Source organism: Chryseobacterium salivictor (genome assembly GCF_004359195.1).
Classification (GTDB): domain Bacteria; phylum Bacteroidota; class Bacteroidia; order Flavobacteriales; family Weeksellaceae; genus Kaistella; species Kaistella salivictor.
The window spans coordinates 1,149,421-1,175,576 of record NZ_CP037954.1 but is presented as its reverse complement, the minus strand read 5'-3'; the positions used below and the strand labels follow the sequence as shown (position 1 = coordinate 1,175,576).

The 26,156-nt window shown below is 38.3% G+C and carries 22 protein-coding genes; 11 read left to right on the top strand and 11 right to left on the bottom strand.

The features are described from left to right. Nucleotides 1-35 precede the first annotated feature (35 nt). Nucleotides 36-959 (top strand): M28 family metallopeptidase, encoded by a 924-nt coding sequence (locus NBC122_RS05450; protein WP_133439404.1) that lies wholly within the window; start codon nt 36-38, stop codon nt 957-959. A gap of 50 nt (nt 960-1,009) precedes the next feature. Continuing rightward, nucleotides 1,010-2,848 (top strand): ABC transporter ATP-binding protein, encoded by a 1,839-nt coding sequence (locus NBC122_RS05445; RefSeq protein WP_133439403.1) that lies wholly within the window; start codon nt 1,010-1,012, stop codon nt 2,846-2,848. 172 nt (nt 2,849-3,020) lie between these two features. Here the strand turns inward: NBC122_RS05445 and mutS are convergent, their stop codons facing one another. Then, entirely contained in the window at nt 3,021-5,606 is a 2,586-nt protein-coding gene (gene mutS, locus NBC122_RS05440; RefSeq protein WP_133439402.1) for a DNA mismatch repair protein MutS, read from the bottom strand. A gap of 73 nt (nt 5,607-5,679) precedes the next feature. Here mutS and NBC122_RS05435 point away from each other — a divergent pair, with 73 nt between their 5' ends. Further along, nucleotides 5,680-6,216: an RNA methyltransferase gene (locus NBC122_RS05435; protein WP_133439401.1), complete on the top strand. Its 537-nt coding sequence runs from the start codon at nt 5,680-5,682 to the stop codon at nt 6,214-6,216. Between the two features lie 75 nt (nt 6,217-6,291). Here NBC122_RS05435 and NBC122_RS05430 read toward each other — a convergent pair whose 3' ends face one another. The 5 genes from NBC122_RS05430 to NBC122_RS05410 form a co-directional block, all read right to left on the bottom strand. Continuing rightward, nucleotides 6,292-6,816, bottom strand: a complete 525-nt coding sequence (locus tag NBC122_RS05430) for a 2'-5' RNA ligase family protein (protein WP_133439400.1) — start codon at nt 6,814-6,816, stop codon at nt 6,292-6,294. Between the two features lie 36 nt (nt 6,817-6,852). Continuing rightward, the gene (locus NBC122_RS05425; protein WP_133439399.1) at nt 6,853-8,262 is read right to left on the bottom strand and encodes an efflux transporter outer membrane subunit; all 1,410 of its coding nucleotides are present in this window, start codon (nt 8,260-8,262) and stop codon (nt 6,853-6,855) included. 34 nt (nt 8,263-8,296) lie between these two features. Next, nucleotides 8,297-11,449 carry an efflux RND transporter permease subunit gene (locus NBC122_RS05420; protein ID WP_133439398.1) on the bottom strand — a complete coding sequence of 1,051 codons (3,153 nt, stop codon included), beginning with the start codon at nt 11,447-11,449 and terminating at the stop codon, nt 8,297-8,299. A 4-nt stretch (nt 11,450-11,453) separates the two neighbouring features. Beyond that, a complete protein-coding gene (locus tag NBC122_RS05415; RefSeq protein ID WP_133439397.1) occupies nt 11,454-12,683 on the bottom strand; it encodes an efflux RND transporter periplasmic adaptor subunit in 1,230 nt (409 codons plus the stop codon). Nucleotides 12,684-12,747: 64 nt separating this feature from the next. Further along, entirely contained in the window at nt 12,748-13,194 is a 447-nt protein-coding gene (locus NBC122_RS05410; protein WP_246012460.1) for a transcriptional regulator, read from the bottom strand. 339 nt (nt 13,195-13,533) lie between these two features. On the opposite strand from NBC122_RS05410, the gene NBC122_RS05405 reads away from it, so the two are divergent. The 3 genes from NBC122_RS05405 (at nt 13,534) to NBC122_RS05395 (ending at nt 15,491) form a co-directional block, all read left to right on the top strand. Continuing rightward, nucleotides 13,534-13,857, top strand: coding sequence for a translation initiation factor (locus NBC122_RS05405; RefSeq protein WP_133439395.1), 324 nt, complete (start codon nt 13,534-13,536; stop codon nt 13,855-13,857). Between the two features lie 86 nt (nt 13,858-13,943). Then, nucleotides 13,944-14,798, top strand: a complete 855-nt coding sequence (locus NBC122_RS05400) for a nucleoside phosphorylase (protein ID WP_133439394.1) — start codon at nt 13,944-13,946, stop codon at nt 14,796-14,798. Between the two features lie 231 nt (nt 14,799-15,029). Next, the gene (locus tag NBC122_RS05395) at nt 15,030-15,491 is read left to right on the top strand and encodes a hypothetical protein (RefSeq protein WP_133439393.1); all 462 of its coding nucleotides are present in this window, start codon (nt 15,030-15,032) and stop codon (nt 15,489-15,491) included. A 37-nt stretch (nt 15,492-15,528) separates the two neighbouring features. On the opposite strand, the gene NBC122_RS05390 is transcribed toward NBC122_RS05395, so the two are convergent. After that, nucleotides 15,529-16,089, bottom strand: a complete 561-nt coding sequence (locus tag NBC122_RS05390; RefSeq protein WP_133439392.1) for a DNA-3-methyladenine glycosylase I — start codon at nt 16,087-16,089, stop codon at nt 15,529-15,531. A gap of 188 nt (nt 16,090-16,277) precedes the next feature. Between NBC122_RS05390 and NBC122_RS05385 the strand changes: the two genes are divergently transcribed. Together NBC122_RS05385 and NBC122_RS05380 are read left to right on the top strand one after the other, a co-directional pair. Beyond that, the gene (locus NBC122_RS05385) at nt 16,278-16,577 is read left to right on the top strand and encodes a hypothetical protein (protein WP_133439391.1); all 300 of its coding nucleotides are present in this window, start codon (nt 16,278-16,280) and stop codon (nt 16,575-16,577) included. 97 nt (nt 16,578-16,674) lie between these two features. Beyond that, nucleotides 16,675-17,484 (top strand): enoyl-ACP reductase FabI, encoded by an 810-nt coding sequence (locus NBC122_RS05380; protein ID WP_133439390.1) that lies wholly within the window; start codon nt 16,675-16,677, stop codon nt 17,482-17,484. Nucleotides 17,485-17,543: 59 nt separating this feature from the next. Here the strand turns inward: NBC122_RS05380 and NBC122_RS05375 are convergent, their stop codons facing one another. Both NBC122_RS05375 and NBC122_RS05370 read right to left on the bottom strand, forming a co-directional pair. Next, nucleotides 17,544-18,887 carry a M28 family metallopeptidase gene (locus tag NBC122_RS05375; RefSeq protein WP_133439389.1) on the bottom strand — a complete coding sequence of 448 codons (1,344 nt, stop codon included), beginning with the start codon at nt 18,885-18,887 and terminating at the stop codon, nt 17,544-17,546. Continuing rightward, entirely contained in the window at nt 18,884-19,915 is a 1,032-nt protein-coding gene (locus NBC122_RS05370) for a threonine aldolase family protein (protein WP_133439388.1), read from the bottom strand. Before NBC122_RS05370 ends, NBC122_RS05375 begins: the two co-directional genes overlap by 4 nt. Before the next feature lie 275 nt (nt 19,916-20,190). Here NBC122_RS05370 and NBC122_RS05365 point away from each other — a divergent pair, with 275 nt between their 5' ends. The 3 genes from NBC122_RS05365 to NBC122_RS05355 all read left to right on the top strand — a co-directional run bounded on the left by NBC122_RS05365 (nt 20,191) and on the right by NBC122_RS05355 (nt 22,978). Continuing rightward, nucleotides 20,191-20,844, top strand: coding sequence for a metal-dependent transcriptional regulator (locus NBC122_RS05365; protein ID WP_133439387.1), 654 nt, complete (start codon nt 20,191-20,193; stop codon nt 20,842-20,844). A gap of 84 nt (nt 20,845-20,928) precedes the next feature. After that, the gene (gene pruA / locus NBC122_RS05360; protein ID WP_133439386.1) at nt 20,929-22,554 is read left to right on the top strand and encodes an L-glutamate gamma-semialdehyde dehydrogenase; all 1,626 of its coding nucleotides are present in this window, start codon (nt 20,929-20,931) and stop codon (nt 22,552-22,554) included. Nucleotides 22,555-22,732: 178 nt separating this feature from the next. After that, complete coding sequence (locus tag NBC122_RS05355) at nt 22,733-22,978, top strand: YtxH domain-containing protein (RefSeq protein WP_133439385.1); 246 nt, start codon at nt 22,733-22,735, stop codon at nt 22,976-22,978. Nucleotides 22,979-23,134: 156 nt separating this feature from the next. Here the strand turns inward: NBC122_RS05355 and ypfJ are convergent, their stop codons facing one another. Both ypfJ and NBC122_RS05345 read right to left on the bottom strand, forming a co-directional pair. Further along, entirely contained in the window at nt 23,135-23,992 is an 858-nt protein-coding gene (gene ypfJ, locus NBC122_RS05350) for a KPN_02809 family neutral zinc metallopeptidase (RefSeq protein WP_133439384.1), read from the bottom strand. Nucleotides 23,993-24,024: 32 nt separating this feature from the next. Then, nucleotides 24,025-26,103: an LTA synthase family protein gene (locus tag NBC122_RS05345; protein WP_133439383.1), complete on the bottom strand. Its 2,079-nt coding sequence runs from the start codon at nt 26,101-26,103 to the stop codon at nt 24,025-24,027. Between the last annotated feature and the right edge of the window lie 53 nt (nt 26,104-26,156).

Sequence of the window (26,156 nt, the reverse complement as noted above, 5' to 3'; positions counted from 1 at the left end):
TTAAATTTTTATCTTTAACCAATAATATATTTAATATGAATAAATTTCTCCTTCTTATTTTACTCGGCGCTTCCTCCTCATTGTTTTCCCAAAAAGTTTCAAGGGAAAGAGTAATCGAAGTCCTGTCACACCTGGCCTCAGATGAAATGAAAGGCCGCGAAACCGGAACACCGGAAAATGATGCTGCTGCCCTATATATTGCTAAAAAATTCGCAGAAAATAACCTCAGCTTCTGTTTTGGCGATTCTTATTTAGTTCCGTTTGAATACAAAGGAAAGGTCGTATATAATGTATGTGGAATTAAAAAAGGGGAAAGTGAAAAAACCATCGCGTTCTCTGCGCATTTCGATCACATTGGCACCAGTGACAAAACGGAAGATAAAGTATTTAACGGTGCTGATGATAATGCAAGCGGTGTAACTGCTGTCATCGGTTTGGCTGATTATTTTAAAACAGGAAAAACCGATTTTTCGCTGATGTATATTGCATTCAACGGAGAGGAAAAAGGAATGAAAGGATCCAAAGCGATTGTTGATATTCCGAACCTGCAGGAACAGCATCAAAATATATCAGCCCTATTTAATTTTGAAATGATTGCAACGGTTTCCCAATTTGGCCCGAATACATTGTATATGACCGGTGACGGGTTTTCTGACCTCGATGAACTTTTTAACGGGAATGCCGTGAATAATTTAAAAATCTACCCTGATCCGTACCTGAAACAAAAGCTTTTTTACCGCTCCGACAATGTAAGTTTTGTAAAGAAGAAAATAATTGCACACTCATTATCAACCGTGGATATGTCCAAAGCAAAACATTATCACCAACTGAATGACGATTTGGAAATTGTTGATTTCGATAATCTAACTCAACTCATTAATAATTTTGGCAAAACCGTTGAAAAATTAACTCCGAAAAACTTTAAACCAATCTATAATAATACGGTAAATTTTAATTAATGGTCATCACAATTCTAAATTCCTTAATTTTGCTCCCGAAATTCCCCTAAATGAAACCATTAAAACGTATTCTTTCCATCGCGAAACCTCATCAAAGATACCTTTACGGAAGTATTCTTTTTAATCTTCTCTATTCATTACTACAGATTTTTTCCATCGTAACCATGCTTCCGATTCTGCGGATTTTATTCAAACTGGATAAAGAAGTTGATACGACGACTGCTCCTGCTTATAGCGGCAAATTCGGGGATTATTTTGGGTATCTGAAAGATATGGCTTATTATAAAATCCAGCTCAACATCAATGAGCATGGTGCGATTCAGGTTTTAGCAATACTTTGTGGCATTACCGCAGTGGCGTTTCTGCTCCGGAATCTTTTCAGGTATTTGGGTTCCTATCTATTAGTGAATTATCGGGTCGGGATTACCAAAGATTTGCGGACCGCGATGTATAATAAATTCCTGAAACTGCCGGTTTCCTTTTTTACCGAACAGCGAAAAGGCGATATGATGTCGAGAATATCAAATGATATAGGTGCCGTTGAAAGCGGAATTATGGGAAGTTTGGTGGATGTTCTGAATGCTCCTTTTATGATCATTGCGTCATTGATTACTTTATTTATACTCTCTCCCCAATTGACTTTGTTTTCGCTGCTGGTATTTCCGATCATGGGTTTAATCATTGCGTGGGTCGGGAAAAGTTTAAAAAGACATGCAACAGCATCACAGGAAGAATTAGGAAATTTGTTTTCTTTGGTGGATGAAACCTTGAAATCTTCTAAAGTCATTAAAATTTTTAATGCCGATAAAATCCTGAAAAACAGATTCAATAAGACTACTGACAATTGGCGGAAATATGCGATTGGCATGAGCCGCAGAAGAGAATTGGCCTCCCCAATGAGCGAATTCCTGGGTTCCGTTACGCTTCTGATCATCACCTGGTTTGCCGGAACAGAAATTATCAACGGAACGAATAAAGATCCTGTAACTTTCCTTGCATTTATCGGTGTGTTTTTCCAGATATTAGATCCGGCAAAGAAATTATCAAATGCTTTTTCGTCTATTCAAGGCGGTATGGCGAGTTTGGACCGTGTTTCTGAAGTTTTAGATTACGATTTGAAGATTGATGAAATCCCAAATCCAACACCTATTTCGACCTTAAAAAATCAAATTGAATTTAAAAATATCGGTTTTTACTACGACAAAGACAATGTGATTTTAAAAAATTTCAACCTGACTGTTTACAAAGGAAAAACCGTTGCTTTGGTCGGTCAGTCCGGTTCCGGAAAAACAACGATTGCGAATTTATTAGCGCGTTTTTATGATGTTTCAGAAGGCGAAATCCTGGTGGATGGGGAGAATATTAAAAATTTGAAAGTAAAAGATTACCGACACCTTTTAGGAATGGTAACTCAGGAATCGGTCTTATTTAATGATTCGGTCTTCAATAATATTTTAATGGGAAAACCCGATGCTACCGAAGAAGAAGTAATGGCAGCCGCGAAAATTGCCAATGCGCACGAGTTTATCAACAACTTACCGGAAAAATATTACACCAATATCGGTGACGACGGAAACAAACTTTCCGGCGGACAAAAACAAAGGGTTTCTATTGCCAGAGCCGTTCTGAAAAACCCTCCAATCATGATTCTGGATGAAGCCACTTCCGCTTTGGATACCGAAAGCGAAAGATTCGTACAGGATGCTTTAGAAAAAATGATGGAAAACCGAACTTCTTTGGTCATCGCTCACCGGCTTTCAACCATTCAAAAAGCAGACTGGATCGTGGTAATGGAACGCGGAATTATCGCAGAACAGGGAACCCATCAGGAGTTGTACGAAAAAAACGGAATCTACAGAAAACTGGTTGATTTACAGAATTTCGAGTAAATAATTGAGAAAAAAAAACTCTTTCAAATTTTACCACAAGAAAAAAATCCCGAATTTTTCGGGATTTTTACGTTTGTACAAAAGTCGTTAAGTTTCTATTTCCGAACGAAATCTTAAATCTTTTTATTCATTAATCAAATTTTAATATTTCAAATTAAAAAATGTTTAGGATTTACCGCCCAATCATTTTCTTAATTGAGTTCAACTTCATCAAAGCTTCGATTGGCGTCAATGTATTGATATCGATCTTCAGTAATTCTTCGCGGATATTTTCTAAAACCGGATCATCCAACTGGAAGAAAGAAAGCTGCAGACTTTCGTCCGTAATCACTTTTGCAGAATCTTTGGAGCCGCTTTGCGAACGGCTTTTTTCTAAAGTTTTCAAAACTTCATTCGCGCGGTTGACGACTTTTGAAGGCATTCCCGCTAACTTGGCGACGTGGATCCCGAAACTGTGTTCGCTGCCGCCCGGAAGGAGTTTCCGCATGAAAATAATATTTCCTTTATTTTCCTGAATCGAAACGTGAAAGTTTTTAATTCTGTCAAAATTTACCGTCATTTCATTCAGTTCGTGATAATGCGTTGCGAACAAAGTTTTCGCCTGCGTCGGATGTTGGTGCAGATATTCTGCGATCGCCCAAGCGATGGAAACTCCGTCATAGGTTGAAGTTCCGCGTCCGATTTCGTCTAAAAGAATCAGACTTCTTTCCGAAATATTATTGAGAATATTCGCCGCTTCATTCATTTCTACCATGAAAGTAGATTCGCCGGAAGAAATATTATCGGTCGCGCCAACTCTGGTGAAAATTTTATCTAAAATACCAATTTCAGCATGTTTTGCCGGAACAAAACTTCCGATTTGAGCCATCAGACAAATGATGGCAGTTTGTCTGAGAATGGCCGATTTACCCGCCATATTCGGACCGGTAACCATGATAATCTGCTGCGAATCTTTCGACAGAAACAAATCATTCGGAATATATTTTTCGCCCAACGGCAAAGCATTTTCAATGATTGGATGTCGCGCTTCTTTTAAATCAATTTCAAAACCTTCATTTAAAACCGGTTTGGTATAAGATTCAGAAAAGGCGAGTTCAGATAAGCCAACGCCGCAATCTAATTCGGCAATAATTTTGGAATTTTCCTGAATCTGATCGATGTAAACCATCACATTTTCACAAACCTTTCGGTACAGCAAATGTTCGATTTTTGAAATCTTTTCTTCAGCGCCAAGAATTTGTTCTTCGTATTCTTTCAGTTCTTCGGTAATGTATCTTTCCGCATTCACCAGAGTTTGCTTGCGGATCCAGTCTTCGGGAACTTTATCTTTATGTGAATTTCTGACTTCAATAAAATAGCCGAAAACATTATTAAAATTAATTTTCAAACTGGTGATTCCGGTGCGCTTTACTTCGCGGTCGCACATTTCGTCGAGGAAATTTTTTCCTTTGCTTTGAAGGCCGCGCAAATGATCAAGTTCTTCGGAAATGCCGGTTTTTATTACATTTCCTTTTGAAATATTCACCGGAAGATCGTCATTCAAATAATTCGTCAAATAAATAATGAGTTCATCAACGTTAATTAAAGGTGACAGCCACGCCAAAACTTCATGGTGAGCATGCAGCAGTTCTTTAATTTTCTGAATGTTTATCAAACTCTGGCGGAGGTAACCTACTTCTTTCGGTGAAATTTTTTCCGAGGCCAGTTTCCCCATCAAACGGTCCAGATCTGAAATCGTTTTCAATAACTGCAAAAGCTCATATTTGAGATTTTCTTCTCTATTAAAAAACTCGATTAAATCTAATCTCCTGTTGATTTCAGCGACGGATTTTAAAGGCAGAATTAATCTCCTTCTCAATAATCTTCCTCCCATCGGAGTCGAAGTTTTATCGATAATATCGAGCAAAGATTTGCCCTGCTGACTGCTGGAATAAACGATTTCTAAATTCCGCAAAGTAAAATGATCCATCATCAGATAATCATCCTTTGGAATCAGCTTTATTTTGGTAATATGCTGTAAAAGAGCATGATGCGTGTCTTCAACTAAATAAGCAAAGATCGCGCCGGCTGCGACAATTCCTAATTTTAAATCCTCAATACCGAACCCTTTTAACGAATTGGTTTTAAAATGATTGGTCAGTTTTTCGTAAGCATAATTGTACTGAAAAGCCCAGTCTTCGAGTTTAAAAGAATTGCGGTTTTTCAGCTGGGAAGGCAGTTCGGTGGTTCGCTGATAAATAATTTCACTCGGATCAAAAGTTCCGACAATATGAAGCAGCTGTTCCAAATTTCCTTCTGAAGTCAAGAATTCGCCCGTAGAGACATCCACCAAAGCCAATCCGTATTTTTCCTTAACTTTATGTACAGAAAGCAAGAAATTATTTTTCTTGGAAGATAAAACCTGCTCATTAAAGGTAACGCCAGGCGTAATCAATTCTGTGACGCCCCGTTTTACAATTCCTTTCACTCCTTTTGGATCTTCGAGTTGATCACAAATAGCAACGCGAAGTCCGGCTCTGACGAGTTTCGGCAAATAAGAATCCACAGAATGATGCGGAAAACCGGCGAGTTCGATATGACCTTCACCATTGGCTCTTTTGGTCAAAACGATTCCTAAAATCTGCGACGTTCTAATCGCATCCGTTCCGAAAGTTTCATAGAAATCTCCTACTCGGAACAGCAAAAGCGCATCGGGATATTTCGCCTTGATGGTATTGTACTGCGTCATTAAAGGAGTTTCTTTCTTTTCTTTAGCCACGGAAATGATTTTAAAAATTATTTAATTCAAAACATTAAGATTGAAAAACCTTAATTTTGCCAAAAATACGAAAATGTCATCCACAAAGAAACTGAAACTCGAAGAATTAGGAAGAATAGATATCGAAACCTTCAAAGAAGCAAAAAAAACACCCCTCGTTGTGGTTTTGGATAATGTTCGGAGCATGCACAATGTGGGTGCAATTTTCCGAACGGCAGATGCTTTCTTAATCGAAAAAGTGGTGTTGTGCGGGATTACGCCGCAACCGCCGCACCGGGAAATTCACAAAGCCGCTTTGGGAGCTACCGAAAGCGTCGATTGGGTTTATGAAAAAGACATTTCCGAAGCACTTCAGAATTTAAAAAAGGAAAACTTCAAAATTATAGGAATCGAGCAGACATCCAACTCAAAAGTGATCACCGATTATTCCATTAATAAAGACGAAAAATACGCTTTGGTTTTAGGAAACGAAGTGGATGGATTGAGCGATGAAGCGCTGTCATATTACGATACTTTCCTGGAGATTCCTCAGTTGGGAACGAAGCATTCTTTAAATGTTTCTGTGTGTGGCGGAATTGTGATGTGGGAATTCTTTAAATATTTAAAATAAAGAATTGCCACGAATGCACGAATGAGTTTTCAGTAAAATTTGAAAAACATCCGTGCATTCGTGGCAAATAAATAATTATCCTAAATATTTGATTTTAAGAAGATTCCACTTTTTATTTTCATGTTTAAAAAGGCATATTTTATCTACCATAAAAGAATCTTCAAAAGTTTTTGTCTGATATTCCTGCCAGGCTTTCTGAAAATTTTCCGGGCTTAAATCTTTGTATGCGACCGTAAGATGAGGATGAATTTTCGCATAAGAATGAAATTTCATCAGCGGCTGAACCTCATCGTACAGATGTTGAAGTTCGGTTGAGTTTACGGGTTTGATAAAAATAACCGGTTTTTCTTTATTCGGAAAACATCCGAAATTTTTCAGAAACACCTCAAAAGGAGTGCATTTCAAATTCATTAAAGAGAAACTTTCAACCAATATTTTTTCCTGATTTTCATCGAAATGAAAAGGTTTAATAATGGTGATATGAGGGAAGTTTTCAAATGATTTTACAGAGTTAAATCTTTCAGCAAAATCTTTACTGAAAACTCTGGCTTTCTGACGAAGTCCCTTATGAGGAACAACTGCAATAAAATATAAACTCATTTGAAAATTTTGGTTTCCGCATCCCTTTTCCAAAAATTATCTCCAACCGCCGCCAAGTGCGCGGTACAACTCAATTCCTGCATCCAGTTTAGAATATTCCGCGGTTGAAATATTCAGCTCAGCATTCAGCTGATTCACACTTGCATTGATGACTTCCAGATAGTTTGCCATTCCGTAATTCACCAATTCCTGGGAATAGTTCACAGAGTTTTTGTACGCATTCATTTCTTTTCTTTTCAAATTGATGAAACCGTCTTGCGACTGATAAATCTTCAACGCGTCAGAAACTTCTCTTCCGGCATTTAACAGTGATTTTCTAAAGTTCAGATAAGCAATTTCTTTCTGTGCTAAACTGACTTCGTATTGGGTCTTGATCTGTCTTTTATTTAAAATCGGCTGTGCCAAACCTGTTACGACATTAGCAAAAAGAGAACTCGCACTGAACAGTTGATCCAAATCTTTGGCCACAATTCCGGCACTTCCGGTCAACCGTAAACTTGGGTAGAAATTAGCTTTCGCGGCATTGGTCAGTTCAAAAGCGTTCATTAAATTATATTCGGCAGCTTTTACGTCAGGACGGTTTTGCAACAGATTCGCAGGATAACCCAGCGCCAGACTCACTGGCATTTTCTGTGCAGCAATACTGGTTCTTTCGATGGCGTGCGAAGGTTCACCCATCAAAACGCTAAGGGTGTTTTCGAGCAAGGCAATCTGAATATCAATACTGATCAGCATAGATTCTGCATTGAAAACCAGAGCTTCACTTTGCTGAACTGCGACTTCAGTTACCGTTCCGGCATCCTTCAATGCTTTGGTGGTTTCTAAGTTTTTATTTCTTAAAATGATGGTTTCGTTGATGATTCTTTTCTGATCATCGAAAGTCAACAATTGGTAATAAGCCGATGCAACTGCCGCAACCAAATCACTTTTTACTGCCTGATGCGCAGCTACAGTTCCCAAATAAGCCGCTAACTGGGCTTTTTGCTGAGATTTCAGTTTTCCCCAAATATCGGCTTCCCAGCCAACATTTGCAGTAACATCAAACTGACTGCCGTAATTTCTTTGATTCAAAAGCTGTCCCGACTGCGTATTCAGCGACTGCGTCTGGAAAGTATAGTTTGGACCTGCGGAAAGAGTCGGCAGATAAGCTGCTTTACTCTGCTTTAAATAAGAATCTGCTGCACTGATATTTTGCAGTGCGACTCTTACATCTAAATTATTGTCCAAAGCTTTGGCAATATGCTTTTGCAAAACAGGGTCGGTGAAAATTTCTCTCCACGAAACGGTTGCCATACTTATAGAATCTTTTGGCAATAAATCGGTGCGGAAAAGATTCTCGTTGATGGCCTCTTTGGGTGTTTCATATTTCTCCCGCGTCATACATGAAGTCAGTACGAACGCCGAAAAAACAACCGAAAGTATTTTTATATTGAAGTATTTATTCATTTTTTTAATTTTCTTAAAAGTTTTTGACTTTCAATTATTCTCCGAGGTTGATTTCTTTGTCTTTCAATGGCACTACTTTCTCCTGCAGATACTGGAAAATAACGTACAATACAGGAATGGCAATCAACCCAAAGAAAGTCCCGATTAATAATCCTGATGCAGCACCCGTCGCAATGGAACGGTTACCCACAGACCCAATTCCGGTTGCAAAAACCAAGGGAACCATCCCAAAGATAAAGGCGAAAGAGGTCATCAGAATCGGTCTTAACCTGGCTTTTGCCGCATTAATCGCCGACATGGCAATTGATTCCCCATGATGACGCCGCTGAACTGCAAACTCAACGATCAGAATCGCGTTCTTAGCCAGCAATCCAATCAACATAATAATGGCAATCTGGAAATAAATATTATTCTCCAACCCGAAAATCCTTTGTCCGAAAAAAGCACCTATTACCCCTAAAGGAAGTGAAAAGATCACAGAGAAAGGCAACAGGTAACTTTCATACTGAGCAGCCAAAATAAAATAAATAAATAGGAAACTCAATAAAAACACCACATAAGTTTGCGACCCTGCTTTCATTTCTTCTTTTGTCAAACCGGTAAATTCAACATCATAATTGGCCGGCAAATTCTCTGCTGCAACTTCTTGAACCGCTTTAATGGCGTCTCCGGTAGAAAAACCAGGATTACTGGAACCATTAATGGCTACCGAGGTAAATAGGTTGTACCGCTCGAGCGACTGTGGCCCAAAGCTTTTTTCCAAAGTAACAAACTGTGAAATAGGTGCCATGCTTCCAGAGGCAGTTCTAACAAATATAGAATTTAAGTTTTCGGGAGATTTTCTGTCATTCGGCAAAGCTTGAATCATTACCCGAAACTGCTTTCCGTATTTGGTGAAATCAGAAGAGTAAATCCCACCAATATAACCTTGCATCGTAGTTAAAATACTGTTCAATGTAACCCCACTTTCTTTTGCTCTAGGCACATTTACCACCATTTGATATTGTGGATAGTTGGTATTAAATGAGGTTGAGGCGAACTGAATTTCCGGCCTTTGCATTAAAGCACCCACAAAACTCTGAGTGACTTTACTTAGTTCATTAATATCGCCACCAGATTTATCAAGTAAAACAGTCGAAAATCCGTCACTCGTTCCAAATCCAGGAACACTTGGTGGGGAGAAGAAAATAATTTTTGCGTCGGGATATTTACTGGTGATTCCAAATAAACGCCCGGTAATTTCATCAATACTTTGACCGTCCGCTTTTCCACGCTCATCAAATGGTTTCAACTTAATGAAAGCCTGACCGACATTTGAACCGGATCCAGACATAAATCCGCGACTCGCCGTAAAGGTTACGTTTAGAACGCCCGGAATTTTTCTTGCTTCTTTTTGAAGATCTGATAAAACATTATAGGTTCTTTCCAATGATGCACCCGGTGGCAGTTGCACGTCTGTAAATAAAATTCCACGGTCTTCCTTCGGGATAAACCCTGTCGGCATGGTAGAACTCGCCCACCAAAAAGTGACTGCTCCGGCAGCAAAGATGACCAATAAACTCATCCATTTATTTCTTAAAATGAAATTAAAGGATTGACCATATTTTTTTGTTCCAGCATTAAATCCTGCATTAAATTTAGAAAAGAATTTTTGCATGAAATTCATATTCGCATATTCTTTCGTATGATGAGCAGGCGGTTTCAAAAACATAGCACAAAGCACTGGGCTTAAAGTCAAAGCGTTGACGGCTGAAATTAAAATCGCAATAATTAAGGTGATTCCGAATTGCTGGTAGAAAACTCCTGTCGGACCAGTAAGGAAAGTTACAGGGATAAATACCGCCGCCATTACCAAAGTAATTGAGATAATCGCACCAGTAATTTCGTCCATCGCTTCCACGGTAGCTTTTTTTGCATCGGTAATACCACCTTCCATTTTTGCGTGAACGGCCTCTACCACAACAATTGCATCATCAACTACAATTCCAATGGCAAGAACCAGGGCAAAAAGCGTTAATAAGTTAATGGAGTATCCGAATAAATTCAGAAAAAAGAAGGTACCAATAATCGAAACCGGGACGGCAATCGCCGGAATTAGAGTCGATCTGAAATCCTGTAGAAATAAGAAGACGACCAGGAATACCAAGACAAATGCTTCTAATAAGGTAGTAACTACTTTTTGAATTGAGGCATCTAAGAATTCATTCGTATCAAAGTTGATATTATAACCAACTCCTTCGGGCAAAGTTTTTTCCGTTTCTTTTAATAAGACTTTTATATTGTTAATAATATCCTGCGCATTAGAGCCTGGTGTTTGGAAAATCCCCATACTGATGGAGCGGTTACCATTACTTTCACCAATTCCAGCATAAGATTGTGAATCCAGTTTAATTTCTGCCACATCCTTTAACCGGAGATATTCCCCATTACCAAGTGCACGGAGAATAATATTGTCAAATTCATCAACTTCATTATATTTTCCTTTGTAGGTAATAATATACTGGAATGATCCTCCACTATTTTCACCTAAGGCACCTGCAGCTGCTTCTCTCGATTGATCATTAATTGCGGCAGAAACTTCTGATGGCTCCAAACCATAGGCTGCCATTTTCGCAGGATCCAGCCAAATTCTCATGGAATAATTTTTTCCACCAAAAACCTGGGCATCACCGACACCATTAACCCTTTTTAATTCTGGGATAACATTAATGTTCAAATAATTCTGCAACCAAACCTCATCTAAGTTAGGATTTGCCGTGTAGAAAGAAAGAAACATCAAAGCACTCGTCTGCTGCTTGCTCACCTGTACTCCAGATCTCGTCACCTCAGAAGGAAGAAGCGGAATGGCACGCTGAACCTGATTCTGAACGTTTACCGCTGCGATATCTGGATCAATTCCCTGTTTAAAGAAAATTTGAATCGAAGCAGAACCGTTGTTGCCGGCAGATGAAGAAATGTAATCCATTCCTTCTACTCCATTTACTTGTTCTTCAATCGGAATAACTACACTGTTCATTACCGTTTGCGCATTGGCTCCGGTATAGTTTGCAGAGATACGCACCGTTGGCGGTGCAATATCTGGATACTGTGTGACCGGTAAAGAAATTAATCCCAGAATTCCCAAAATAACAATCATGATGGAAATTACCGTTGATAAAACCGGTCTGTTTATAAATTTTTTTATCATCTTGTTAGAAAATCGGTTTTATGGCATTAATAATATCATCAAATTTCTTCGGTTGTGGTTTTACCAGACTTCCAGATTTTAAAGTTCCCACACCTTCCGCAACAACGACATCTCCTTTCTGGGCTCCATCTTTTATAACGACCATATTATTCACACGATCGATTACGGAAATCACAGCACTCTTCGCAGTATCTTGTTTTACTTTATAAATGTAAACCAAACCTTGTTGCTCAATAGTAGCACTTTCAGGGATGACCAATGCATTATCATATGTAATCGGAATTCTAACCGTTCCGCTATTTCCGTTGCTCAATAATTTTTTCGGATTGGGGAAAGAAACCCGGAACTGAATACTTCCTGTGTTGGCATCGATTTGCCCGGTCACTGCTTTCACGTAACCTTTCTCTTCATATAAATCGCCATTTGCCAATAATAGTTCGATGGACGGCATGTTTTTTATTTTTTCGGGAACAGTCGCTCCGACAGAATTTTTCAGAAAATCAAGATATTGCTTTTCGTTCATTGAAAAATAGGCATACAACTCGCTGGTATCCGAAACGGTGGAAATAGGCATCGGATCTCCGGGACCAACCAAACTTCCGGTACGGAAATTAATTTTACCAATCACTCCAGAAATGGGAGCACGGATCACAGAGTAATCAACATTTGCCTGAGCACCTTGGTAATTAGCCTGGGCCTGGGCAACGCCAGCAGAAGCCTGTTGCTTAGCGGCAACAGCCTGGGCAACCTGAGCCTGGGCCCTCGCCAGATTCGCTTCTGCAGTTTGCAGCTGTACATTACTGATAATATTTTTTTCTACCAAAGGTTTCAGTTTATTCACCTCTACCTGCGCTGCGCTTACTGCAGACTGCGCAGCTTTTACGTTGGCACCTGCGGCAGAAACGCTGGATTGCGCCGCACCTACTCCTGCTTTTGCAGCATTTGCAGACTGACTTAATGAATTAGTTTCTAAACGGAACAATGGCTGACCTTTCGTAACATACTGCCCTTCATCTACCAAAACCTGCGTGATATATCCCTGCATTTTTGCACGGACATCGTTGTTTACACGGCCTTCGATGCTTGCCGGAAACTTAGAATACCCGGTCACATTTCTATTTTCAACCGCAACGGTTGTCACAACTTTTGGGCCTTGAGCAGGTTTACCGTCTTCTTTTTTGCAGGATAAAACCGACAAAGCAGCGAAAGACAATAAAATAATTTTATTTTTCATAAATTTAATTTTATAATGAAACTTCACCGGATTTTTCTCTAAATGAAGTTGGATTTCGTATTATTTAAAGTTGATCAAGCGTATCTTTTATATTAGTAATACTTTTATTAAAAAGGTTACTGTAAACCTCAAACTTTCGCAATGCATTTTCGTCACTGGTGTTGCGGAAGGCTTTCAGCTTATTTAAAAGCGATAATTCACTTTCCATTTTTTCGATAATTTCTTCGAAACGAATTTTCATGTATTTTTCATTCATCACAAAAAACCGTTTCCTTTCATCGATTTTATTAAAGTCGGTAATGATATTAAGATTCAGGAGTAAATTAAGATTTGATGAAATGGAACTTTTGCTGGCCGAAAAAACCACTACAAATTCATCAAAAGAAACGCCTTCCCTCTCAAAATCGAAAATCAGATATGAATAGATTTTTGCAGCAAGTGGCGGCAAATGGAAGGCTTCCCCATAAAACTTGACCATATCACAAAATAAGGCCTTGTCGATTTGTATCATTATTTTAATTTAATCTGCAAAAATATAAATTAGTTCTGAACAAAACGAACCAAACTTAAATTTTATGAATATTTTATGATTATATCAATTGAAATGAATGAAAATAGGTATATCTGCAATTAATAATAATAAAGATATATTTTTCTACCCCTGCTAAGTGTAAAAGAAGAATGAAAAACAGCCTGTTGGTAAAATGAAATCTTTACGCCATTGCGTTAAAAAATCTTCATGATGATTAAAAAAGGAGATACGTAGATGAAAACATCATTAATTGTATTTTCTGCTTGGAAAAGAATTAGTTTGAGATGAAAACCCATATTAATTTATTAATTTTGTTAGATGGATTTAAGAGATCAACTCAAAAATATATTCCCTGATCACGAAGAACAGGATTTCGAAATGCCGGTAGAGAAATTCGTGCAGAAAGAACCGCTCATCTGTAAATTTGAAAAAAAGGGAAGACATGGTAAACCGGTAACTTTAGTTGAAGGCTTCGAAGGCAGTGAAGACGCCCTGAAAAAAATTTCCAAGAAAATAAAAACTACCTTAGGAATTGGCGGTTCTGAAAAAGACGGCATAATTATCATCCAGGGAGACAACCGCGATAAAATAATGGTCATCCTGAAAGAGATGGGCTATAAAACGAAACGGGTCGGCGGTTAATAAAAGACGGATAGGAAATAAAAGACCGCTGGGAACGCAAGACGGAAAGCCTGCGAAACAATAATTAAAAAAATAAAAAATAGAATATGCTTAATAAATTAGCTGCATCAGAATTGGTGCTCAATGACGACGGAAGTGTCTATCACTTAAACTTATTACCGGAAGATATTGCCGGAAAAATCATGTTGGTGGGTGATCCGGACCGTGTTCCGAAAGTTTCTAAATATTTTGACAAAATCGAAATCAAAAAAAACAAAAGAGAATTTTATACGCATACCGGAACCTTGCGCGGTGAAAGAATTACGGTAATGTCCACCGGAATCGGAACCGAAAACATCGATATCGTAATGAACGAACTGGATGCGCTGGTGAATATCGATCTGAAAAACAAAGAGTTTAAAACTGATCATACGGCTCTGGAATTATTCAGAATGGGAACTTGTGGAAGTGTGAATCCTGATGTGGAAGTTGACAATATGTTGGTAACAGAAAATGTGGTTGGGCTTGATGGGCTGATGCATTTCTACTCTGATTATGCATTTGAAAATGAATTTTCTAAGACCTTCATGTCAAAATTCCCTTACGAAAAAATCAAACCGATGCTGTATTTTTCTGATTGGTCTAAAGAAATGGGCGAATATTATAAGGATGCAAAATACCACGGAAACACCGCGACTTTCCCGGGTTTCTACGCACCACAGGGAAGACAGCTGCGTTTGAAAGCAATTGATGACCAATTCCTGGAAACTTTAAATGATTTAGGAATTACCAATTTCGAGATGGAAACTTCTGCGATCTACGCACTTTCTAAATTACTGGGACACAAAGCAATCACTGTGAATTCTGTTATTGCAAACAGAAGAAGAGGCGAATTTTCCGCCGATCACCACGCTTCAGAAAAAAATATGATCGAGTGGGTTTTGGACAGAATTATTAAATAAGATATACATTCTATATTTTTGCCGAAGTTAGTGCTTCGGCATTTTTTTATGATGACATTTAAAATTATACAAAAAAGAAAAAATTTCATAGGTGGAATTACAAATGCGCAATGGGCTGCCGTGTGCTTTTTTATCTTAGTTTTTTTAATTCTGAAAATAGCGACAAATTCCTATTTAAATTTAATTCTGATTTTTCTATCAGTTGCAATATTATCGCTGATCTTTTATACAATGTTCGATTATGAAAAACTGAATTCAGATATCATCGGAGATTTAATTTTTGAAAAAGATTATATTCAAATAAATAAGGAGAAAATCCCCTACCGGGAAATCCAAAAGATGGAACTTTATACGAATTATTATAAAGGTGAAAGAAGATATCCTGGTTCTTCCAGCTTTTTCGGCCCCGGCAATTATATCGGAAAATATAATTATTTAAAGTTGAGATGTTTTGATCAAAGGATTTTCAATCCTGAATTTCAGATAATGTCAAAACAAGATTTAAAGAGTGTTAATGAATTATATGCTAAATTACTTTTGAGCGGTAAAATCAAATTATACAGCCACTCGTTACATAAAGTCCCACAGCCAATAAAACAGGCTCCATCATTCCTATTTTACATTATAAAGTTGGTTGATGAAAAAACAATTGGCAAAGAATACTCTGAGAGAATATTAAACGATCGATATTAATAACATGGAGTTGAATCTAATTGTTCGAAGCGATATTTTATAAATTGCTGCAGTGACAATCAACCACATGATCATCAACCATGCCCGTTGCCTGCATATGCGCGTAAACCACGGTTGAGCCTAAAAACTTAAATCCCCGCTTCTTTAAATCTTTTGCCAAAGCATCTGAAATTTCAGTCGTAGCCGGAACGTCCTGTAAAGTTTTAGGGTGATTGATAATGGGTTTTCCACCCACAAAATTCCAGATGTATTTTGAAAAAGTCCCGAACTCTTTTTGCACTTCCTGAAATTTCTGAGCATTATTTATAGTGGCTAAAATCTTTAATCTGTTTCTTATAATTCCGGTATTATTCATCAACTCTTCCACTTTATCCTCAGCATATTCTGCAATTATCTGGTAATTAAAATGATCAAATGACTCCTTAAAATTTTCTCTTTTCTTCAAAATGGTATACCAGGAAAGTCCGGCCTGAAAACTTTCTAAAACCAGAAATTCAAAGATAGTTTCATCATCGTAAACAGGTTTGCCCCATTCTTCATCATGATATTTCCGATACAAATCATCTTTTTCCGACCAACCGCAGCGCACTACTTCCATGTGTTAAACTTTATTTCAAAAATAGAAAACAAATGTCTTAAAACGACGATATGAAAAACAATAAATCACAATTTTAAGAAAACTTTATAATAGGTTTAACAAAGATTTGACTTTTTAGGAATAGAACTTGCAAGTTATCCGCTAATTATACTTTCAATAACTAAATATTAACATTAAAAATTACTATTATGGACAGACAGGATTATAACAAAGCAGAAAACGCAGTAGAAAAAGCAAAATGGACCGTAAGCGACTATGCTGACAGAGCCAAAGATTACATCCGCGAACAAAAAGAAAAAAATGCAGAACCAACTCACGAAGGTTGGCTGGAAAGAGCGAAAGAAAATGTAGCAGATGCTTGGCATGATACGAAAGATGCCGTCTCCAGCGCATGGGAAAAAACCAAAGACGTAGCAGATGATGCTTGGGATAAAACCAAAGATACTGCAGAAGATGCAAAATCAGAAGTTAGAAAATCCACTAACTAAATTAAATAACAGATAAGAAAAAGAGTCGTATTACTTACGGCTCTTTTTTTATGCGTTAAACAATAAAAATTTTTTAAATTTGTCTAAAATTAAGATTATGTCATACGGATTACTAAAAGGGAAGAAAGGAATTATCTTCGGAGCTTTAAACGATCAGTCGATCGCATGGAAAGTTGCAGAAAGATGCCATGAAGAAGGAGCTGAATTTATTCTTTCCAACGCACCAATCGCAATGAGAATGGGAGAAATTGATGAACTGGCCAAAAAAACCGGTTCAGATGTTATTGCTGCAGATGCAACTTCTGTTGAAGATTTGGATAAACTTTTTGCTCATGCTGAAGAAAAATTTGGAAAGATTGATTTTATCCTGCACTCCATTGGAATGTCGGTAAACATTAGAAAAGGAAAATCATATACTGATCTTAATTACGATTTCTTAGAAAAAGGTTGGGATGTTTCTTCGGTATCTTTTCACAAAGTAATGAAAGCAGCTTGGGACCGAGATATCATGAACGAATGGGGCTCTATTTTGGCCTTAACTTATATCGCTGCACAACGCGTATTCCCGAACTACGGTGATATGGCAGACAACAAATCATACCTGGAAAGTATTGCAAGAAGTTTCGGATATTATTGGGGCGACAGAAAAGTGCGCGTAAATACCATTTCTCAATCTCCGGTAATGACGAAAGCTGGAGCTGGTGTGAAAGGTATCAGCGGCTTTTTCAATTTCGCAGATGATATGTCTCCGCTTGGAAATGCCGATGCATTGGATTGTGCAAACTATTGTGTAAGTCTTTTCTCAGATTTAACGAGAAAAGTAACCATGCAAAATCTTTTCCATGATGGTGGTTTCAGCAAAACGGGAGTTTCACAGAAAATTGTAGATAAATTTGAAGATTTATAATAACTAAACTTTTAGTTAAAATATAAAAATCGTCCCGTTCAATAACGGGACGAATTTTTTTATCTGGATACTTTCGGAATCACCGGCAAACTTTGGTTTCCGGAAACCGAAATACTCTGTACCGCAAAAAGGTAATTATCCTTGGAAAGCGGAACCGTGTACGAAGTGTCGGCGGTGAAAATTTTATGAGTCCAGACAGAACTGTCCGTTTCTCTGTATAAAATATAATATCCTTTTACTTTTCCTGAAATGGGTTTTTCCCAACTCAGTTTGGTCGAATTAGAAAGCTCTTTCACATCCATCACCACATTTTCAGGCTGAGGGGTTGATTTTGCTAAATTGGCTAACACCGCAACATTTACCGCAGTATTTGTTTTCAAATAATCAAAGTCCATGAACTCAATCAGGTCGCCATATTTTTTATTATCTTCCGTTCTGATGTCCTGATGTTGATGGTCGTAATTTTCGTAATAATCCGTTAAGCGCACCGCCGTCAATCCGTTGTTAACAAACGGAGTATGATCGCCACCGCGTAGAAAACGGTCGTTTCTGTAAATCAGTTTGATGTCGATATTCTTCACATATTGCTCACCAATTTCTTTTACGTAACGTGCAAGCTGGCGCGCATTTCCGTCATTTTCCAAACCAAAGTTCCGGATCTTTGCGGCCGTTTTTTCGGTTTCAAAAGCGGGAAGACCTTCGCTGAAAACTCTCAGTTTCGGGGTTCCGTCATTCTTTGGTGCATCGAAACTGTTGTTGCCAATCATGTCATTATTCAGTACGGCTTCCACTTGCCAATGCTCTGCTTTCGCTTTATCTGCAAGCATTTTCGCTCCCAATAATCCCTGTTCTTCACCACTTACCGCGACAAACAAAATAGAAGCCGGGAACTTTGATTTGCTTAAAACCCGCGCTGCTTCAATCACCGCAGCAACTCCGCTTCCGTCATCATTAGCGCCTGGCGCATAATCAGTCGAATTCAGCACATCAGAAACCCGGGAATCCAGGTGGCCTGAAATAATAATGACTCTTTGATCCTTGGGATCGGTTCCTTTTAAAAACGCAATTGCATTCCCCAGATTTGTGACTTTATTGATTCTCTTTCCGTCGGGTTGCAAATCTTCATTTTGGAGATAAACTTCCATTCTTCCGCCCGTATTTTTTGCGTAATTTTTAAACTTTGATAAGACCCAGTTTCTTGCAGCACCGATTCCTTTATCTTTATCGATGGTAGAACTCATCGTATGGCGCGTTCCGAAACTAACCAGCTTTTCAATGTTCGCCCGGAGCGAATCTTTGCTGACCGATTTTACATATGCTGAAATTTCAGGATCCTTTTCCTGTTTTTGCGCATTGATAAACACGGAGAGCAATACGCTCAAAAAGAAGACTGATTTTTTCATTTTAAATTTTTTATTTCGTTGATGAATTTTTTGATAATCTTATCGCTTGTTGCCCAGGAAGTAATTAAGCGGACCGCAGCTTTTTCCTCGTCCAGTTTCTTCCAAACGTAAAAATCAAAGTCAGTGGAAAGCTGGTCGATTTGATTGTTATTTAAAATTGGGAATATCTGATTCGTAAAAGTTTCACACAGAAAATCGCAACCGATCTGTTTAAAAGCTTCCTTAATTTTCATGGCTTGCTCATTGGCATGCTTTGCCAGATCGAAATAAAGATCATCTTTCAACAGTTCCTGAAATTGGATGCCAAGCAACCGGCCTTTTGCAAGCATGGCTCCTTTTTGTTTTAAATGAAACCCGAATTCCTCCTGTAAATTTTCATTATTAATGACAATTGCTTCCCCGATTAAAGCTCCGTTTTTAGTTCCACCCAAATAAAACGCATCGGTATATCTGCCAAAATCCTCTAAGGTCAAATCGTTGGTTTCGGCAGTTAAAGCATGGCCTAACCTGGCCCCGTCAACAAATAGATAAAGATTTTTTTCCTGACAAAATTGGTATAAATCGATCAGTTCCTTCTTTGAATAAATCGTTCCCAACTCTGTGGAGTTCGAGATATAAACCATTTTCTGTTTCACCTGATGGGGTTTATTTTGATGAGCATCAATAAGTTTTTGAATATCAGCAGGACGAATTTTTCCGTCTGTATTTTCAATGCCGTGTACTTTATGCCCCGTCGCTTCGATTGCTCCGCTTTCATTGGTGAAGATATGGCCGGTCGCCGCGGACACAACACTTTCGTGTGGTCTTAAAAAAGCCGAAATAACAATTAAGTTCGCCTGCGTCCCTCCCGAAACCAAAAAAACTTTAGCCTTAGGGTTTTTCATTTTCTGCTGGATAATGCGCTCCGAATTTACCGAAAATTCGTCCAGACCGTAGCCGTTTTGTTGGGTAAGATTAGAGCGAACCAAAGCTTCCAAAACCAAAGGATGAGCGCCTTCGGCATAATCATTTTTAAAGGAATATTTCATGGACTAAATTTAGAAAAAAGGGTGAATAAAACCATACAAAATAGGTGAAAAAACCTTTATTTTAAAAATAAATTAATTCATCTTTGCATCATCAAACTAACAAAATATAAAACTAATAACCATTTTTTTAACATCAATTTTTAGAATTGGACTTTCGGTTCAAATTTGTAAAAAAAGATGTGAATTTTCCTTCATTTATTTTTATTTAAATTAAAGCGTGTAATTTTTTACACGCTTTAATTTTGTTAGATTTGCACAACCATCAATCTAACTTTATGATTTCACTTACTGAAGAAAATTACCTTAAAGCAATCTTTCATTTAAGAAACGACGACAACACAGTGACTGTAAATGAGTTGAGCAAGTTTTTAAATGTAAAAATGCCCAGTGTTAATAATATGATGAAAAAGTTTGCGCAAAAAAACTGGATCATCTATGAAACCTACAAACCTTTAAGAATAACAGAAGAAGGGAATAAACAGGCCGCCTTAATTGTAAGAAAACACAGGCTTACCGAAATGTTTCTGGTCGAAAAAATGAATTTCGGTTGGGAAAACGTACATGAAATTGCCGAACAGTTAGAGCACGTGCATTCTGATATTTTCTTCGATAAGATGGATGAGATTCTGCAATATCCAAAATTCGATCCGCACGGCGAACCGATTCCGGATAAAGAAGGAAATATCATCGCCCTGGATTTACAAAAATTAAGCAGCTGCAAAATCGGTGATCCCGTTATTTTCAGTTCGGTAACGGTTTCTGACGATGAATTTCTGAGTTATCTTAATAGTAAAGAATTGGAATTAGGCAAAAAACTACAGATCATGGAAATCGAAAAGTACGATCAGTCCATGAGTATTTTGAAAGAGGATGGAAATAAAATCACACTGAGTAAAATGGTTTGCGACAAAATTCTGGTCAAGCGCTGAATTTTGTAACGGTTCTCATGTTGGAACATTAATCTAATTCCCTTAACTTTGTAACATTCATTAAATCAATAAAAATTAAAAAATATGTCAAAAGCAATTTCACAGGTTCCTTTCGCTGTAAACGAGCCGGTTAGAACTTATGAACCGGGCTCAGAGGAGGTAAAATCCCTGATCGCGACTTATAAAAAAATGTGGAAAGAGAAAGTTGAAATACCGATGGTCATCAACGGAAAAGAAATTAAAACTGCCGATAAAGTAGTCATGAATTCTCCGCAGGATCATCAACATAATTTAGGATTTTACCATAAAGGAGACATGAGCCATGTTGATGATGCGATAAACTCCGCTTTAGCAGCCAGAGAAAAATGGAATAATCTGGGTTGGGAACACCGTGCAGCGATTTTCCTGAAAGCGGCTGATTTAATCGCCGGTCCGTACAGAGACCGTTTGAACGCAGCAACCATGATTGCACAAAGTAAAAACGTTCATCAGGCAGAGATTGATGCAGCCTGTGAGTTCATCGATTTTTTACGCTTCAACATAGAATTCATGACAGAAATGTACAGCGAGCAACCGGTTTCAGACAGTGGAATCTGGAACAGATCAGAATACCGTCCGTTAGAAGGTTTCTGTTTTGCAGTTACGCCGTTTAACTTTACTGCAATTGCCGGAAACCTACCAACCTGTATGGCAATGATGGGGAATGTGGTGGTTTGGAAGCCTTCCGACAAACAGATTTATTCCGCAAAAGTGATTATGGAAGCTCTTATCGAAGCGGGTTTACCTGCAGGGGTTATCAACATGATTTTCACCGACGGAAAAGAAACCGCTGAAAAAGTATTGGCACATCCTGATTTTGCAGGACTTCACTTCACCGGTTCTACCAAAGTATTCCAGAATTTATGGAAAATGATGGGTGACAATATTCACACCTACAAAACCTACCCAAGAATTGTAGGGGAAACCGGTGGAAAAGATTTCATCATGGTACATCCTTCTGCAAATGTAGAAGCAGTGGCCACTGCGATGGTCCGTGGCGCTTTCGAATATCAGGGGCAGAAATGCTCTGCAGCTTCAAGAGCGTACGTTCCTCAATCGCTTTGGAACGAGGTGAAGGAAGTGATGATCGCGCAGATGAAAACCATTAAAATGGGAAGCCCTGAAGATCCGTCGAATTTCGTCAACGCGGTAATCGATAAAAATTCTTTCGAAAAATGTAAGGGATATATTGAGAGAGCAGAAAAATCAAGCGACGCGAAAATCGTAATCGGTGGGAAATGCAACGACTCAAAAGGATGGTTCGTAGAACCTACTGTGATTGAAGCTTCTAACCCAAGATATGAATCGGTTTGCGAAGAAATCTTCGGGCCAATCATTTCTGTTTATGTTTATGAAGATAAAGACTGGACAGCAACCTTGAAATTGGTTGATGAAACTTCCCCTTATTCTTTAACCGGAGCGATTTTCTCCCAAGACCGATATGCTATTGACGAAGCTTACAAAGCTTTAGAAAACGCTGCAGGAAACTTCTACATCAATGACAAACCAACAGGAGCCGTCGTAGGACAGCAGCCTTTTGGTGGAGCAAGAGCTTCAGGAACCAACGATAAAGCCGGTTCTAAAATGAATTTACTGAGATGGGTTTCGGTAAGAAGCATTAAAGAAACTTTTGTTTCGCCCAAAGATTATAAGTATCCTTACTTAGGATAAACATCCATACTTTTAATTAAAATTAAAATAATCATCCGTCCTATGCACTTAATAGGACGGATTTCTTTTTTTATTAATAATTTAACAAAACATTAATAACTCGAAAATTCTCTTTGGCACAAAATTTACATAGTCAAGGTATCAAATTACTTTTCATTAAAAATTAAAACAGACAATTATGGGTACTAAAAAGAATGGATTATTAGCACTGTTAGGACTTGGAGCATTAGCTTGGTGGAAATATAAAAATTCTACACCGGAAGAGCAGCAGGCAGTAAAAGACAAAGTAAATACAGCGAAAGATAATTTCAACAAGTGGGGAAATGATCTGAAATCCAAAGCGGGTGATGTTGCATCACAAGTGCAGGATAAGGTACATCAGGCAAAAACTTCAATGGAAGACTCTGTAAACCAACAACAATAAAAGACACATTTTATTACATTCATATATTTAAGTAAACCGCGGCGTATTCATTTACACTGCGGTTTTTCTTATACGATAAAATCCCGGCTCAGCGGGATTTTATTATTTCAAAAATGAATTCAAATTTTGGGCGGTTACTAAACCCTCCAGGAATTTTTACTTCAGCAAAGCGTTAAAAGTATCTCCCTGGCGGATATCTCCGGTGGTATATCCTTTCATAAACCAGTCTTTTCTTTGAGCAGAACTGCCGTGCGTAAAACTTTCCTGATTCACATAACCTTGCGACCGTTTCTGAATATTATCGTCACCAACTGCTTCTGCCGCCGAAATCGCAGATTCGATATCGCCCGGTTCTAAGATATGCTCCCTGCTGTCAGTTTGTTTGGCCCAAACACCGGCGTAGAAATCCGCCTGTAATTCTGTTGCTACAGAAACGCGGTTCATCTCTACCTCAGAATATTTTCTGCTGCTTCTCAGTTGATCTACTTTCTGCGTCGTCCCCAAAAGCGTTTGCACGTGATGCCCCATTTCGTGCGCCAATACGTAAGCAATGGAGAACTCGGTCACTTTTGCACCGAAACGTTGTTCCAGTTCTTTGAAGAAACCCATATCCATATATACTGTTTCATCGGCAGGACAATAAAAAGGGCCCATTGCTGCTTCCGCAGTTCCGCAACCGGATTGGGTAACCTCTTCAAACATAACAACTTTTGCAGGTCTGTACTGCATGCCGCTTTCGTTGAATATCTTGGTCCATGTTTTTTCATTTTCGGCCGTAATCATTTCAACAAACTCACGGACTTTAAGTTCGCCGGGATTCAGATCCCGCTGTTCTGTCTGTGGGCCGGCGTTCCCCATTCCGGAAGATAAGATCGCCGATGGATCACCTCCCAGGAAAAATATAATCGCTGCTATGATTAAAGTTCCCAGTCCGCCACCGACAAGACCGGCGCCTCCACCGCCAGATCCACGCCTGTCTTCCACATTTCCGCTTCTGTCGTTTGTCCATTTCATAATTAAATCTTTTGCTAAAATTACAAAAATAATTATTTATTGAGTTTATTTTCTTTCAACCAAAATGAAACACTTTGATAAACAGAGATACAATCCTCAACTAAATTTTGCTGGAAATCCTTAACCGGCGTTTCGTCATAAAAGATTTTAAAATCATCGGGATTATTTGATGGCTGTAAACTCAAAGAATACTGCTTTACTTTTTTAGTCGGTGAGATAATGGTTAAATAATTATCTTTTATAAGACCTAAATCCTGATAAGTCGCGACATAGGCTTTCGGCTGAAAATTTTTAGTGAAAACATCCTGACCTAAAAACTTCGACTGGTATTTAAAATTAAGCAGTCCAAATAAAGTCGGCATCACATCGATCTGTGACATGGTCTGCGTAAATTTCTGTGGCGCTATGAAACCTTCAGAAAAAATCATTCCCGGAATCCGGTATTTATCCATCGGAAGTTCCGTTTTTCCGGCGCTTGACGCACAATGATCGGCAACAATCACGAAAACGGTATTTTTATACCAATCCTGTTTCTTAGCCATTTCAAAAAACTTACGGATGGAATAATCGGTGTATTTCACGCCACCTTCGCGGGATTTCGCAGTTCCGGGGATATCGATTCTTCCGTCAGGATAAGTAAACGGCCGGTGGTTAGAAACCGTCATCCAGTGATGAAAGAATGTTTTTCCGGCTTTGGCATCCTTGTTCATTACCTCGATGGCTTTCTTGGCCATATCTTCATCGGACACTCCCCAAACATTGGCAAAGGTAATTTCTTCCGGTTTAAAATTATTCCGGTCAACGATTTCATACCCGTTTCCTTTGTAGAAATCCTCCATATTATCAAAGTAACTGTAACCGCCATAAAGGAATTTTACATCATATCCTTTCGATTTAAAAACACTTCCGGTACTGAACTTATTTTTGTTATTCGCTCTCTTTACCACGCTTTCTCCCGCCGTTGGTGGAATACATAAGGTAAGCGCTTCCAAACCGCGAACAGTTCTGTTTCCGGTGGCATAAAGATCAGTAAACATCAAGGATCTATCTGCCAGACTGTCTAAGAACGGCATGATCTTTTGATCATTTCCATAATGCTCCATAAATTCCGCGGACAGACTTTCGATTGAAATTAAGACCACATTTTTACGGACTTCCGGATTTTCAGGATTAATATTTCTGATTAACGTCGGAGGATCAAATTGCTTTAAAAAGTCAGTTTCCGCAGTTTGCTGATTAATGGTCGGATAGAACTGAAAATAATCCAGTTCCTTTTGAGTGAACGCATTGAAAAATTTCGGAAAACCGTTGGCCTGAATTTCCGCTGCGAACGTATTGTCTGTTTTTATTTTTCCTAATTTAGGAATGATGACTAAACTGATTCCGCATAAAACGATGAATGAAAACAGCAGAATCAATTTCTGCACGAAGTTTGGCAGCGTCAGCAATTCTTGTTTTGTTTTTTTATAAATATACCACGTTACGATTACAGTAAGAGATAAAATCGCAGCAAACAATGGGATTACGGGATAACTCTCCATAATATTCCCAATGACTTCGTTGGTGTAAATCAGATAATCAACGGCGATGAAATTATAGCGGACCCCGAATTCATTCCAGAAAAAATATTCGCTGACTCCATTAAAAATAATTAATAAAACATATAGAAAAAGCGTAATGAAATACAGAATATTTCTAATCTTAATTCTTTGTGCAGGAAGGAAAAGCATTAATCCAAAAAGCAAAGTTTTCAAGCCGATAAAACCCATCGCCACTTCCGGAAAAGAGCCGCCATATTGTTTGAAAATATTCCCTGGAACGAAGGCGGTATATATAAATGCCAAAACCAAAAGCCCGAAAATGACAGATCCGTAAGGTTTTTTATATTTTGAATCTGATAAAAACAAAGAATAAAGCGCAAAGATGCTGCTCGCTAAAATAAAAACAAACACATCCGTTAAACCACCGATAAAGAGAATTTTCAAACTTTCAAAAAGTCCAAACTTCACAGTGGTGATAGGATGAAAGATAAATATGATCCTTACAATCAGGGAAACCACGCCGTAGAAAAGGCCCAAATACAAATAAGGTTTCAGTTTTGATGCGTACATAAACGTATGATTTTTGACTTTTACGGGTCAGTTATTTTAAATTGCAAAAAGCG